The following is a 12,640-nucleotide window of genomic DNA, read 5'->3' as shown; positions in this document are numbered from 1 at the left end:
TCACGGAACTGCCCGGCGATGACCATGTTTCCGTCGTCGGGTTCCTCAAGAAGGTTGATGCACCGCAACAGTGTGCTCTTGCCGGCTCCGCTAGGTCCGATGATAGAACACACCGAGCCTTCCCTGACGCGCAAGGCGACCCCTTTGAGGACCTCATGGTCGCCATACTTCTTGCGGAGGCCGGCCAGCTCGATGGCGAATTCCGGGCGTCCGCGACTGCTCGCGGAATCATCGGGCTCGTTGGCCGTGACCGTCAGTTCACCGTTGTTGCTCATCTTCTGTGTCTCCCTGCGCGTTGAGAATCAAGGATCGAGCGCTCGGGTGCATGGGCCACCCGAGCGCTCGTTGGGATCAGCTGTCGAGCAGGTAGCTCTCTTCGACCTCGGTGAGGCTCGGATCCACGTCGTGGTCGATGAAGATCTGCTTCAAAGTGCCGTCGGCCCGTAGCGCGGCGATGTCAGCGTTGAGGGCGTCACCCAGAGCCGTATTGCTCTTCGTGAAGGGGATACCTACCTGGGCGGGTTTGACTGAGGCGCCGATCGGATCGTAGGGATCGGCGGTGGTGACCTTCCAATCGCCACCGTTCTGGCCGGCGCTGAACGCGGCAGCAGGAACCGAGTCGATGCCGACGTCGATTCGGCCACTGTCAAGGTCGGCCCACATCTCGACGTTTGACTTGTAGATCTTCAGCTTGTCGCCGAGCTGAGCCTGAAGGTCAGCGACCCATAAATAGCCGTCAACGGTACCGACGTTGCGAGTGAGGATGGTGGGGATATCGGTCATGCCGTCTTTGGAGATGATGCCCATCCCGTCGACGTACATCGCCTCACTCAGCCCGACGACTTCGGCCCGGCTCGTCGTGCGGTAGTAGTCGCCAATCGCGACATCGGCGCGACCGGACTGGACGGCCGGAACTGCACCGCTGTAGTCAACCTGCACGTACTCCGGAGTCAGGCATTCCATTTCGGCGATGGCGGTGATGATATCCACGTCCACGCCAGCGGCAGATCCGCCTGCGAGCGACGAGAATGGAGGAAACTCCGGTGCCGCAATGGTGAGAGTGCCATCTTTGATGGTGGTAAAGACATTCGCGGGTGTGCAGTCTGCCGCGACGTCGGAACTGGACTCGCCGGAGCTGCCGCTGGAACAGCCGGCAAGTAGCAGGCCTGTCACCGCGACGGCGGCCGTCAAGCCTTTTGAAAGGCGCATCGACATGATTCGACTCCTCTGGTGGTGTGGGCGGATGACCTCACTGACCAAGCGACATACGCCGCTCGGCCTGTCTGGTCACCCAACTTGCAGGGATGGTGATGACTGCGTACATGAGTCCTGCTAGGGCAAAGGTCTCGAGAGCCCGGAAGGTCTGGTTGCTGATGCTGTACGCATTTGCGGTCAATTCGCTCACAGTTATCGAATAGGTAAGCGACGTGGCCTGGAAAATCTGGATCGCGAGTCCCATGAGTGAAGGAATTGAGACCCGCAAGCCTTGCGGAATGATGATGAAACGAAGGACATCAACATTCGTCAAAGCGAGTGCCTGGCCCGCCTCGATTGTGCCGGCATTAACTGACCTCAGCCCGCCGCGAAGGTATTCGCCAGCATAGGCAGCTGTCGTGAAGGTGAGTCCGATGACTGCGCAGAGAAACGCGGTCGGCGACCAGTTCAGCGCTGGCAAGCCGAAATAGACGACATAGAGCACGACCAGAGCGGGCGCACCGCGCCCGATCTCTACCAATGCGATGGATAGCCAGTTCAACGGCTTGAATCGGGAACTGACCCCAACCGCCAACAAGAGCCCGAGAGGTAGACCGATCAGAAGACTGAGCGCGGTGAGTCCAAGCGAGACGATCAGTCCGCCAAATAGCTTGGGAAAGCTATCTGCCCAAAATCGAAATGTGCTGATCAACGTGCACCTGCCTTACGCATGCGAGCTTCCATGCCGCGGGCGGCAAGACCCATCGGTATAGATAGAGCCATATAGACAATGGCCGCGATGAAGAAAAGAAGAATCCCTTCAGGTGACCTGCGCGCATAGGTGCTGGCCGCGAAGACCATCTCCGTCACACCGATCACGGAGGCAATCGAAGAATCTTTCACAAGACCGATGAAATAGGTAGCCAGTCCGGGCAGCATCGCCCGCAAAGCCTGCGGCGCGATAACCTTGGTGAACATCGTCCAACTCCCCAAGCCAAGCGCATGCGACGCTTCGAACTGACCCTTGTGAACAGCCAACAGGCCGCCTCTGAAGATCTCGGCCAAATACCCGGACGAAATGATACCGAGCCCGATTATGGACGCTTTGAGCGGGTCGAGAAGAACTCCGATTCCCGGGAGCCCGAAATAGATGAAGAACAGCCACACGATCGGCGGAATACCTCGTGCAATATCGATGAAGCTCTGCGCCACAAGCCTGAGGGGCACAAACCCCGAACGTCGCATGAACATCAGCGGAATCGCGATCACAAAACCGATAAGAAAAGCCCCGACGGTCACCAGTAAGGTGCACGGAATGGCCTGTATGATCGGCGCAAATCCCCCCACGGACGTCTCCTCTGTCGGCTTGTCAGAGGCGCGTCTCGACTTACCTCTGTAATATCTCTGAGCCTACGCCAGGAGTGTTTCAGCAGCTTTACGAGAGAGATTATCCTAGTATCGTTCACGTTACCTTGAGGTAACAGGATTGCTTGGCCATAGGAGCGCCTTCACCGTCTCGCGCCGGTCCATTTGACGATACGCCTCCGGCGCATTATCGAGCGTACCGAAATAGCTGAAGACGATGCCCGGATACAATTCATCAGAACTCACCAACCGGAGCAGCTCGGGCAGGTAGTCGCGTGCCGGGCATATTCCACCTGAAATCGAAATGTTGCGTCCGAACACGGCCGCCAAGTCCACCTTAATTCCGTGCGGAAGGCCGACATATCCAAGGCTCCCTCCCGCTCTGACCAGGGATAATGCCGTATCGAATGATCCACTCGAGCCGACACATTCCACCACTTGCTTGGCCAATTCTCCCGAGGTCAATTCGCGTACCGCGGCTACCGCATCATCGCCCCGCAGTGACACAAACTCGTCGGCACCATTGGCCCGGGCCATTTCTTCACGATCGGAGTGCGCACCGCCCAAGACGATGACTCGATCGGCCCCGATCATGCGGGCAGCGATGATTGCGCATTGACCGACGGCTCCGTCTCCGACGATGATGACGGTGTCGCCGGCCTGAACATCTGCATTACGCACACCGTGCAATCCGGTAGGCATGACATCGGCAAGAGCAAGCAGGTCTGGGATACGCTCGGCGGATGGCGCCGAACCATCGGAACTCAGTTTGACCAGCGTGGCCGAGGCATGCGGCACTCTTACCAGTTCGCCCTGGCCGGCATCGACAACCTCGCGGCTCCAAAAGCCGCCATCCAGACATGAGGAACTAAGTCCCTCACGACAGTAGGAGCATTCCCCATCGGAATAGCGGAAAGGCGCAACGACCCAGTCCCCAACATCCGGCCCGGTGACCTGGGATCCCGTCTCGACGACGCGACCCAGGAACTCGTGACCGATCCGTGCGCCTGGCGCGACGGCGGCCTGGCCGCGGTAGGTCCACAGATCTGAGCCGCATACCGCTGCGGCCTCGACCTGCACGATCACATCGCCAGGATCTTCGATGCTCGGGTCGGGAACCGTTTCGACCGAGACCTGATAGGGGCCCTGAAAGACCACCGCACGCATCGTCAGTTCACCTCGTCCCAGCGCCCATGTTGACGAGGTTTTCCGGCGCCTCATTGAAGACCAAGCGTTGGACGAGTTGTCTCAGCGCGATCCGACGTCCGTCGGCAAGAGACTCCTCGGAAATGAAGGCGGCGTGCGGGGTGATGAGGACGTTCTCCAATCCGAAGAGATCGGAGGACTCTGTGTCCTCGTCCTCGATGACGTCCACCCCGGCGCCGGCAATCTGACCTGTCGTCAACGCTTCGACGAGAGCCGGCTCGTCGACTACCGGCCCTCGCGCGGTGTTGATGAGCAATGCCGTCGGCTTCATGAGTTCCAGCTCGCGCTTGCCGATCAGGTGCCTGGTCTCGGACAACAGTGGAGTGTGCAATGACACGATGTCGGATGTGGCCAGCAACTCGTCGAGACTGTCGACCTTCTCGACTCCGTACTCTTCGAGGTACTCGGCCGACTTGGTTGGCGCATAGACGATAACCCGCAGGCCGATGGCGTGGAGAACCGGCACCATCAGCTTGGGGATGCTCCCGAAGAAGACGAGTCCAATGGTCTTGCCCGACACGCGAGTGGGGAGCCCGCCGAGCATAGGGTCCCAATGCCCGGCGCGCACGCTGCGATCGAGAAAGCTGATCTTGCGGACGAGGTCAATGATCATTCCGACGGTGTGCAGGGCGACGTCTTCGGAGCAGAACCCGGGGGTATTGGTCACCCCAATGCCGAGGTCGGTTGCCGCATCAAGGTCCACGTTGGACACGCCGATCGCCTGCAGGCTGATGACCTTCAACTTGGGCAGACGTTCCAGCACTGCGCGGGTTACCTCGAAGTACTCCACGAGAACGCCGTCTGCATCTGCCACCGCCTCAACGAAAGTATCGTCCGCATTGTCGGGAGTGGTGACGCCGACCAACTCGATCTTGTCGACGACACCCCACTCGGCCAGTAGCTGACTTTCGTAGTCCAAGCCACCATCGACGTTGAAGTAGACGACTCGAACCGGCATCAGTTCACTTCCTTCTCGTTCGCGTTGGTCAAGACGTCTTCAAGGATCGCGAGGCCTTCGTCGATAAGATCGGTGGTGGTGTTGAGGGGTGTGGCGAGGCGTAGGCCGTTGCCTCGAACACCACACGACAGCGTGAGCAGTCCCTTGTCGAGGCAGTCTCGCCGAACCTGCTCAAGCAGGTCACCTCCCGGTCGTCCATCGACATGGTTGAGTTCGATGGCGCGCATCAGGCCGAGCCCGCGGGCATCGGTGACGATCGGATATCGCTCTTTGAGCCCCTCGAGGCGGGCGGCCAGATGATCGCCGACCGCATTGACGTTGTCTAGCACCTTTGCCTCCTTGAACTCATCAAGGACAGCGAGCCCGGCTGACGCGACGACCGGATTGCCACCGAAGGTGCCCCCGTGGCGTCCCGGACCCCAGGCCTGCATGATCTCGTGAGTGGAGACCACGCCGCTGGCAGCGAGTCCTCCGGCCATGGCCTTGCCGATCGTCATGATGTCGGGTACCACATCAAGGTTCTCGCTGGCGAAGAACTTGCCGGTGCGTCCATAGCCGGCCTGGATCTCGTCAAAGATGAGCAGGATGCCGTGCCCGTCGCAGATCTCTCGGAGCGTCTTGACGAAGCCGGTTGGCGGGACGACGTAACCGCCCTCGCCTTGGACCGGTTCCATGAGGATGGCGGCCACCGAACCCGGGTCGCGGATGTAAGAAAAGAGATCGTCGAGCTGACCCAATGCGTAGTCGGTGATCTGGTCGGGGGTGAAACCCGCGGGGGCCTGGCTGGCCGAGGGGTAGGGGATGAAGTCGATACCCGACATCAGCGGGTCGTAGCCCTTGCGGTACTTGGCGTTGGATGCGGTCACCGAGGTTGCGGCGATCGTACGACCGTGGATGGAACCCTTGAAGGCGATGATCGCGGGCCTTCCGGTGTATGCCTTGGCCAGCTTGAGAGCTCCATCGGTGGCTTCGGCGCCGCCGTTGCTGAAGAAGGTCGTGGACAGTTCACCGGGCGCCAGTTCGGCTATCCGTTCTGCCCAGAGCAGGGTGCTTTCGTAGTTGACCATGTTGAACGATGCGGTTAACAGCTTCTCGACCTGCGCCTTGATGGCCTCCACCACCCTCGGATGACAGTGTCCCAGGGCATTGACCGCGATGCCCTGCACCCAGTCGAGATAGCGGCGACCGCTGGTGTCCCAGATGTAGCTGCCGGCGCCGCGATCAATGATAAGGTCCGTCGTCTTGTACAGGGCGGGACTCAAGTAGCTCTCATAGTCCGCGTAGGTGATCATTTGCCTCGCTCCTTCTGGTTCTGCCTTCGGGTTGAGGAGCGGCGTCGATCCCCGATTCGTTTGCACAAACTGTAAAGCCGTAGCAAGCACCGACGGCAGGTACGGCATGTACCAGATTTCTGGAATCATGGGCCCGCGAGTATGAGATGGCTACAGTTCACCCATGGCTTTCACCGTACGAGAACTCCTCAGCATCCGTTCGCTCGGATTGCTGCTGCGCTTTGAGGGCGCCGATGGCGCCCTGGATGCTCAGATTCACTGGGTTCATCAGAGCGAGTTGGTCGATTCGACCTTGTTCACCGAACCCGGCGAAGTGCTCATGACCACCGGCTCCAGACTGCCGCGTCCCGACGAGACCAGCGCTGAGGAGCTCGGGGAGATCTATCGGCACTATGTTCACAGGTTGTGTGACAGTTCTGTCGTTGCTCTCGGCTTTGGAGTCGGCGATCACCACGACTGCGTTCCCGACGAGCTCCTTCGCTCGGCGCATCGCTACGGTTTGCCGGTCTTCGAGATTCCCTGGGAACTGCCGTTCTCAGCAGTCATCAAGGCGGTCTCAAAGTCCCGTTCGGACGCCGAGCATGCCTATCTGCGTCGCACCAATAGCGCCCAGCGCCGGCTTATCGCGGCGGCCGGGCGTCCAAATGTTGCGCAGTCTGTGGTGAGCAGCACCGCGCAGATCATCAGTGGCTGGGCCGTTCTGGTCGATCGCAACGGACGCATGCTCGTGCACACCCACACCGACCAGCTGACTCGGGCAGCTCTGGCCGTCCGTCAGCACATGGCCAGCGGCAAGACCGTGAGCTTCGCCGATGACGAACACTCGCAGCTGTGTGTGCACACGATCGCCGGCAGCGAGGACCAGCCGCGAGGTTTCTTGGTGGCAGGCACACCAGGAGAACTGGATCCCCTGGCCATCTCCACCTGCCTATTGGCCTCGAACCTGTTGGGCATCTTTCTATCCTTGACAGGACGCCTGGAGACCGCGCTCGCCGAGATGCGCTCCAGTCTGATTGCGGAGGCCCTCGCTGGCAACGCCGACCTGGTTCTACGCGCCGGGAAGAGTGTGTGGCCCAAGACACCCCACGACCCTGTTCAACTGGGCTGCGTAGAAGGTACCGAGGCCCAGCTTGGCGCGCTGCGTCTTACCGATATTCCGGCGGCGTGGGGGCAACTGGAGGGCCGCTTGTGGATCGTCACGAGGCCTGCGATGCAGGCCAGGCTTGCCACCCAGATGGACGAAGACGGTCTGCGGGCGGGATGGGCGCCGACGTGCAGTTGGCGCGAGCTGGGCGAGGCCAGAAGCCTGGCTCTGGGTGACTTATTGCGCCACGACACCGATCACGCGGCGGATGAAGCCAACCCCAGGGTGAATCTGGTCGATCTGCTTCCGCGTCGGGAGGCAGAGGCCTTCGCTCGGACGAGGCTAGGCCCGATCATCGATCCGGGCAACCACGAACTGCTGACTACGCTCGCTGCCTGGCTGGACGCAGATGGAGCCCTTGACATCGCTGCGGCCAACCTGGGCGTGCATCGCCACACCATAAGCCGTCGCATGCGGCGGGTCTGCGAATTGCTTGGCCTGGGTTCGCTGGATCATTCGGCGCGCCATGACCTCTGGTTCGCCTGTCAGGTTCTGGCGCATCACGGCGAACTCCCGAAGGCCACCGCATCCTGATTCGAATGACATCGGCCCGGTCCGGGTCGTTCAACGGCTTCGGACTGTCTGCAGATCATTAGACATTTTTTTAATTGCCTAGTCAGGCGGAACTCGATTGGCTCCCCGGACTGGACTCGAACCAGTAACCCTCTGATTAACAGTCAGATGCTCTGCCAATTGAGCTACCAGGGATTGGCGTTCGCGTTTCTCAACGCGAGATGAAACACTAGCAGGCCCCCACCGGTTCCCCAAATCAGACCACACGTCCTAACCGGACGACTCCGGCGATGTCCGTCTGCCGACACAACCATCGAGGATGCAGGTAAGCAGCTGGCCTGCCCACTGGGCCGGCCGGCCAGCCCATCAAATCGATTGGCAGCATTCCGGAATGCCTACCCCGGCAGATCAATACTGCGAAATCCAGCCCCCAGACTCAGGCTCACTCATATTCGGCACGGACGTCCTCGACCAGTCCGAGCACGATCGACTGCACCCTCGGATCGGTCAGATCGCAGCGTCCGAGCCCCTCCGCCTGCCAGCTGATCGGGTCGTCGGAACCGGGCTGACGGCGTCCGACGATCAACACGGTGCCCAGGTCATCGTCCAGCTGGAACTGCCGCGAGACCACGATGGACGCACGCACCCGCTCGGCGAAGGCATGCGGCAGTGCGCTGCTCTGGTTCAACTCGACCTCAGAACGGGTGCCGTCGACCAGTTCCCAGTAGAGCCGCCGGTTGTCCGAATCCCAGCCGCCGCGCTGAACATCTGCCCACGCGACAAACTGCCAGCCCTGCTCTCTGCGCACCACCAGCCGATCGCGTAACAGCGCCACGAATGCCTGCGGTCCCCGAGCCGACACCAGCACATCCGGACGTGCGCCCAGCACCTTGCGAAGCTCGACGATCTCGTCCTTGGTCAGCTTGTGCATCGCGCGATCGGCCATGCTTCAATTCTTTCACCTCTGCTCCACCCATCAGGCGGCCTGCTCCGCTTTCATGAGGGTCCGCAGCCGTGTCAATCCTCGCTGCTCGAGCCGCCGGATCGTCGACACGCTCAGGCCCATCCGGGCTGCGACCGCAGCCCGCGTCATGGGAGGTTCACCGACGCCGAAAGTGCATCGTAGGATATCGGCTTCTGGGCGCGGCAATTTGTCGAGCCATTGCTTCGCTCTTGGGTGCATCTCGTCGCAGCCCGGTCTCGTTGCCTGATCTGGCAGCACCGCCAGCAGATCGTCGGTCAGGCGACCAGGGGCGCTGAGCCGCACTGCCTCGGCAACGACACGTACATCACGACCCAGATAGTCGGCGAGTTCGTCCACAGCCACCTCGCGCCCGAGCAGCATCTCCAACTGCTCCTGGGAGCGCCTCAGTTGCATCGCATTGCGCAGTCGGAAGATGCTGGCCTCGATCGCACCACAACGGCGTAGCGCGGCACGCGAGATCTCCGTCTCCACGATCGGCCATGCCAAACTTGAGAATCGGTAGCCGCGACGGTGGTCCCAGCGCCGGATCGCCCGGCCGAGCCCCACGCAGCCTTCCTGAAAGAGCTCCTCCGCGGCTACACCAGCGCGATCGGCCCAGGTGTGCGCGAGACTGGCCACCATTGGCAGGTTCCCGATGAAGAATTCGTCCTGGGCGGCTCGCCCGATTGCGGCCACTCGCTCGAGGTCCGCCGGATCGGCTCTGCAGCCGAACGAGCGGTCCGCCAGCGCGTGCTCTGCTGTCACGCCTGCCTCAATCGTCTCGGCCAGCCGGATCTCGTCGTCGCCATTCAGTAGAACGGCATCAGTAGCTTCGAAGAACATAGCTCTAGCATCAGCCGGGCCCGGTATCTGATGGGGCTTATCCACAGCAAGGAAACGGACAACACCAGATGCTGTGGAAACGACGCGAAAGCCGGGTCAATCTGCTCCGGTGCTGATCTGCTCGAGGGTACGGCGCCGAGTTTCCAACGCGATGAGTTCGGTGAACGCCTGCTTATGGCTGGACGCGTGCTCGACCGGATTGATGCGCTGCAGCCGTGATTTCAGATCTGCGAGTTTGCGCAACGTGGTCAGCAACTGCAGCTTCGCGGTATACGCCGATGCGTAGGCCTCGTCGGGGTCGTGATGCACACCCTCGACCAGCAAGGCGACCTGCAGTTGACGAGCAACATCATCCAAGGTGGCTGCCTGGAGTTGCTCCGTCCAGCCGTGTGTCTGGAGCGGCGTCGCCAAGATGACCTCGAAAACGGCCCGGTAGGCAGGGTGGGTGAAGTCGTCCGGGCTGACACCATTCCAGGCGGTGTCGAAGAGCATCGGATACTGCAGCATCAGTTTCACGGTGTCGCGCTCGACGACGATGCTGCGATCGCGCGGGTCGGGCCAGGGCAACGACAAACCATCCAGCGCCGGAGCTTCATCGACATCGGCTGACCTCTGGACGCGCTGTTTGGGCGGCTCCTGGGCGGCCGGCATCGACCTGCGCGTCTGCTGCGAGACGACCTGGCGCACCTCTTCGACGTCCATACCGACCAGCTGGGCGAGATCGTGGAGGTAACCGCGCACCAGCGAGCTGTCGCGGACGCTTGACACCAGCGGAGCTGCTGCCCGGACCGCCTGCAGGCGTCCATCGACACGGTCGAGATCGTATTGGCCGACCACGTTTCGCATGACGAAGCGATAGAGCGGAACTCGGCGTCCAACCAGTTCGCGTACCGCTGGCTCCCCCGAGCTCAACCGCAGATCGCACGGATCGAGCCCGTTCGGCTCCACAGCGACATAGGTCTGCGCGACGAAGGTCTGATCGAGATTGAAGACCTTGAGTGCCGCCGCCTGCCCGGCCGCGTCCCCATCGAAGGTGAAGACGATCTCACCGCTGAACGCATCGCTGTTGCCCATCAGCCGCTGCAGCATCCGTGCATGATCGGCACCGAAAGCGGTGCCGCAGGATGCCACAGCCGTATCAATGCCCGACAGATGGCAGGCCATCACATCTGTGTAGCCCTCGACGACCACGGCCTGCGACTTCTTGCCGATCGGCTGCCTGGCCAGATCGAGCCCGTAGAGCACGTGTGACTTCTTGTACACGGCTGTCTCGGGAGTGTTGATGTACTTGGCCGGCATCCGGTCGTCGTCGAAGACCCGGCGGGCGCCGAAGCCGAGCACCGATTGCGCAGAGTCCTTGATCGGCCAGATCACCCTGCCCTGGAAATAGTCCCAGCCCGATTCGCGGATCAGGCCGGCTTTCACCAGCTCATCGTCGCCGAATCCGCCGCTGCGCAGGTGATTATGCAGTGCCCGGCCGTCCTTGGGGGCGTAGCCCATGCTGAAGTGTTCGGCAGCCTGGCGCCCGAAGCCACGCCCGTCGACGAACTGCCGGAAGATCACAGCCTCCGGGGTGGTGATCTGGCCCTGATAGAACTCGCAAGCAGCCTGATTTGCCGCCAGTATCCGCTGTCGCAGGCCCGGCTGGGCGGCCGGCCTGCCGTCATCGCTGATCCGCAGTTGGACGCCCGTCTTGTCAGCCAGGGCCTGGACGGCCTCGGCGAAAGTCAGATTGTCGATCTTCTGCAAGAAGGTGATGACATCGCCGCCCTCACCACAACCGAAGCAGTAGTAGAAGCCACGCGAAGGCGTGACCTGAAAACTGGGCGTCTTCTCGTCGTGGAACGGGCACAGCCCCTTCAGCGACCCTCCCCCGGCGTTGCGCAGCTGGACGTAGGCGCCGACGATCTCATCGATGCGGGCTCGCTCACGAACCAACGCGATGTCTTCATCGTTGATCCGGGTGGCCATGGCGGCAAGTTTAGCCGTGCCCGCAGACCCGGGTTTTTCACCTCACCGGGCCGACACCATGACCCATGCTGCGCGGCAGTTCGTGCCTCGCCCAGCCCAGCAGATTCTCAGCCTGATCGAAGGCGAATCTGTCGGTCATTCCCGCGACATAGGTGACGGCCGCGAGCACACGGTCATCGCTTCGGAAGGCCTCCGGCAACCGCGATGGATGCTCGATGTAATACGAGACCAGGTCCTGAAGCACCGCGATTACCGCCTGCGACTGTTCCAGCGATTCCGGACGCGTATAGATTTGCCGGTAGTTGAAGCGCCGTAGCTCCGCCAGTGCCTCGGCGTCGCCCGCATTCATACCCACCTGACCGGCCTCCACGATGCTGCGGGAAAGGCTGCGGATCAGCACGCTGAGTTGTTCGCGTCGTCCGGTACCCAGCCGCGCCGAGACCAACTCCGGCAGGTCGTCCAGGTGGACTATGCCGGCCGATGCCGCGTCCTCCAAGTCATGCGCGCAGTACGCGATCCGGTCGGCCCAGCTGACGATCTCGCCTTCGATGGTCGCCGGTGCCTGCCGCGACCACGAGTGGTTGCGGATGCCGTCGAGTGTCTCAGCGCACAGATTGAGTTCGGCGAGCGCTACATCGGCACCCCAAGGCCCATGGTCGAACCCATCCGGCAAGAAGGCGTCGAATGCCTCCTCGGAGGCATGTCCGCCGGGGCCGTGCCCGCAATCGTGACCGAGCGCGATCGCCTCGGTCAAGCTGACATTGGCTGCCACCGCGCGGGCGACCGAGGTGGCCACCTGTGCCACCTCCAGCGCGTGGGTGAGCCGGGTGCGCTGATGATCGGTCGGATAGACCACGACCTGGGTCTTGCCTGCCAGCCTACGAAAAGCCGTCGAATGGACGATCCTGTCGCGGTCTCGTTCGAAACAGGTGCGTTCGGAATCCGGCTCCTCCTCGCGCGCCCGGTTACCGGAACCGTGAGCAAATGTCGCACCCGGACGCAGCCAGCCGGCTTCACGGTCCTCGCGGGCTTCGCGTCCGATCGGGGCTCCGCGCGCGATGCCCACATGGCTGTCGCGATGCGCGGTGACGAGTTCATCGCCATGCCCGGCCATGGTGGCGGCCCAGCTGACGGCCCGCGCATTGGGCTGCAATGCGTCCGAAGAACTCATGCGCCTAGCCTGACACACG

General features: G+C 61.9%; 12 protein-coding genes and 1 tRNA gene. 1 reads left to right on the top strand and 12 read right to left on the bottom strand.

Annotated elements, in window-relative coordinates; genetic code table 11:
- The 7 genes from AAFP05_RS12505 to AAFP05_RS12475 form a co-directional block, all read right to left on the bottom strand.
- Positions 1 to 275, bottom strand: a 275-nt coding sequence (locus tag AAFP05_RS12505; RefSeq protein WP_341730203.1) for an ATP-binding cassette domain-containing protein, incomplete at its 3' end; no start/stop codon positions are given.
- Positions 276 to 351: 76 nt separating this feature from the next.
- Positions 352 to 1,215 carry an ABC transporter substrate-binding protein gene (locus AAFP05_RS12500; protein WP_341730202.1) on the bottom strand — a complete coding sequence of 288 codons (864 nt, stop codon included), beginning with the start codon at positions 1,213 to 1,215 and terminating at the stop codon, positions 352 to 354.
- Between the two features lie 34 nt (positions 1,216 to 1,249).
- Positions 1,250 to 1,906, bottom strand: a complete 657-nt coding sequence (locus AAFP05_RS12495) for an amino acid ABC transporter permease (RefSeq protein ID WP_341730201.1) — start codon at positions 1,904 to 1,906, stop codon at positions 1,250 to 1,252.
- A complete protein-coding gene (locus AAFP05_RS12490; RefSeq protein WP_341730200.1) occupies positions 1,903 to 2,541 on the bottom strand; it encodes an amino acid ABC transporter permease in 639 nt (212 codons plus the stop codon). The genes AAFP05_RS12495 and AAFP05_RS12490 overlap by 4 nt, the downstream gene beginning before the upstream one ends.
- 120 nt (positions 2,542 to 2,661) lie before the next feature.
- Complete coding sequence (locus tag AAFP05_RS12485; RefSeq protein WP_341730199.1) at positions 2,662 to 3,726, bottom strand: alcohol dehydrogenase catalytic domain-containing protein; 1,065 nt, start codon at positions 3,724 to 3,726, stop codon at positions 2,662 to 2,664.
- A 7-nt stretch (positions 3,727 to 3,733) separates the two neighbouring features.
- On the bottom strand, positions 3,734 to 4,723 hold the full coding sequence (locus AAFP05_RS12480) for a C-terminal binding protein (protein WP_341730198.1): 990 nt from the start codon (positions 4,721 to 4,723) through the stop codon (positions 3,734 to 3,736).
- Positions 4,723 to 6,015, bottom strand: a complete 1,293-nt coding sequence (locus tag AAFP05_RS12475; protein ID WP_341730197.1) for an aspartate aminotransferase family protein — start codon at positions 6,013 to 6,015, stop codon at positions 4,723 to 4,725. The genes AAFP05_RS12480 and AAFP05_RS12475 overlap by 1 nt, the downstream gene beginning before the upstream one ends.
- A 163-nt stretch (positions 6,016 to 6,178) precedes the next feature.
- Here AAFP05_RS12475 and AAFP05_RS12470 point away from each other — a divergent pair, with 163 nt between their 5' ends.
- Positions 6,179 to 7,693 carry a PucR family transcriptional regulator gene (locus AAFP05_RS12470; RefSeq protein WP_341730196.1) on the top strand — a complete coding sequence of 505 codons (1,515 nt, stop codon included), beginning with the start codon at positions 6,179 to 6,181 and terminating at the stop codon, positions 7,691 to 7,693.
- 98 nt (positions 7,694 to 7,791) lie between these two features.
- Here AAFP05_RS12470 and AAFP05_RS12465 read toward each other — a convergent pair.
- The 5 genes from AAFP05_RS12465 to AAFP05_RS12445 all read right to left on the bottom strand — a co-directional run bounded on the left by AAFP05_RS12465 (position 7,792) and on the right by AAFP05_RS12445 (position 12,564).
- Positions 7,792 to 7,867 (bottom strand) — tRNA-Asn (locus tag AAFP05_RS12465).
- 247 nt (positions 7,868 to 8,114) lie between these two features.
- Positions 8,115 to 8,618 (bottom strand): hypothetical protein, encoded by a 504-nt coding sequence (locus AAFP05_RS12460; RefSeq protein WP_341730195.1) that lies wholly within the window; start codon positions 8,616 to 8,618, stop codon positions 8,115 to 8,117.
- A gap of 30 nt (positions 8,619 to 8,648) precedes the next feature.
- A complete protein-coding gene (locus AAFP05_RS12455) occupies positions 8,649 to 9,479 on the bottom strand; it encodes a sigma-70 family RNA polymerase sigma factor (RefSeq protein WP_341730194.1) in 831 nt (276 codons plus the stop codon).
- 96 nt (positions 9,480 to 9,575) lie between these two features.
- Positions 9,576 to 11,450: a DNA primase gene (gene dnaG, locus AAFP05_RS12450; protein WP_341730193.1), complete on the bottom strand. Its 1,875-nt coding sequence runs from the start codon at positions 11,448 to 11,450 to the stop codon at positions 9,576 to 9,578.
- 37 nt (positions 11,451 to 11,487) lie between these two features.
- Positions 11,488 to 12,564: an HD domain-containing protein gene (locus tag AAFP05_RS12445; RefSeq protein WP_341730205.1), complete on the bottom strand. Its 1,077-nt coding sequence runs from the start codon at positions 12,562 to 12,564 to the stop codon at positions 11,488 to 11,490.
- Between the last annotated feature and the right edge of the window lie 76 nt (positions 12,565 to 12,640).

The organism is Brooklawnia sp., assembly GCF_032229645.1.
GTDB lineage: Bacteria > Actinomycetota > Actinomycetes > Propionibacteriales > Propionibacteriaceae > Brooklawnia.
Note: the sequence above shows the minus strand (reverse complement) of the source record. Positions and strands in the feature narration are given on the sequence as shown.

Coding starts and splice junctions, on each gene's coding strand:
- AAFP05_RS12500 (WP_341730202.1), bottom strand. CDS start 1,215: ATGTCGATGCGCCTTTCAAAAGGCTTGACGGCCGCCGTCGCGGTGACA.
- AAFP05_RS12485 (WP_341730199.1), bottom strand. CDS start 3,726: ATGCGTGCGGTGGTCTTTCAGGGCCCCTATCAGGTCTCGGTCGAAACG.
- AAFP05_RS12480 (WP_341730198.1), bottom strand. CDS start 4,723: ATGCCGGTTCGAGTCGTCTACTTCAACGTCGATGGTGGCTTGGACTAC.
- AAFP05_RS12475 (WP_341730197.1), bottom strand. CDS start 6,015: ATGATCACCTACGCGGACTATGAGAGCTACTTGAGTCCCGCCCTGTAC.
- AAFP05_RS12470 (WP_341730196.1), top strand. CDS start 6,179: ATGGCTTTCACCGTACGAGAACTCCTCAGCATCCGTTCGCTCGGATTG.
- AAFP05_RS12460 (WP_341730195.1), bottom strand. CDS start 8,618: ATGGCCGATCGCGCGATGCACAAGCTGACCAAGGACGAGATCGTCGAG.
- AAFP05_RS12455 (WP_341730194.1), bottom strand. CDS start 9,479: ATGTTCTTCGAAGCTACTGATGCCGTTCTACTGAATGGCGACGACGAG.
- dnaG (WP_341730193.1), bottom strand. CDS start 11,450: ATGGCCACCCGGATCAACGATGAAGACATCGCGTTGGTTCGTGAGCGA.
- AAFP05_RS12445 (WP_341730205.1), bottom strand. CDS start 12,564: ATGGCCGGGCATGGCGATGAACTCGTCACCGCGCATCGCGACAGCCAT.